General features: G+C 45.3%; 1 protein-coding gene and 1 pseudogene. Both read right to left on the minus strand.

Annotation, left to right across the window (positions count from 1 at the left end; all coding sequences use genetic code 11):
• Window positions 1-140, minus strand: a pseudogene (locus tag R7Q48_RS30695) (ribosomal-protein-alanine N-acetyltransferase); the annotation flags it as partial.
• Window positions 141-205: 65 nt separating this feature from the next.
• Window positions 206-530 (minus strand): DNA polymerase III subunit psi (locus R7Q48_RS30700; protein WP_318134194.1); only part of this gene is annotated, 325 nt, incomplete at its 5' end.

Consider the following 530-nt stretch of genomic DNA (forward strand, 5'->3'; position numbering starts at 1 on the left):
ACCATCACATGATGGCACGCACCGCGACTCGACAAATCGCGCACTAACGACTCTGCCCATGGGTGAGAATGCGCTTGCTGTTCAATTTGCCAAACTTGCTCCACATGCTCACTGCACATTGGGAGAATTTCAATCGTCATGATTTAACCTATTAGGTCGAAATACCGCGCCACAATAAAGCTAGGTATTCGATCTTTTACAAACGTTACGAGTAAGAACAAATTTGCTGCCAAAGTGCGCGTTTTTGTTCATTGTTGCCATCAATGTCTTGCAATAACGGCGAGGTTAGCTGCTTAGCATTTTCCATACTGTTACTTTCACAGCCTGCAAACCATACCCACTCCAACTGATGTTCACCAAGCATTGCAAGGCGCTCAGGCTCGATATGCATGGCTTGTTCAAGCGTTAATTTCATACTTTTAAGTATCTTCTCGAACAGTATCGCTGTCTCATTCGTAGGACAGATGGGTGAGACCAGCAGAAGTTTGCAAGAACTTGGCAAATCTATAGTTGGCGGTTGATAGCCTGCC

Source organism: Vibrio sp. 378 (assembly GCF_033339435.1).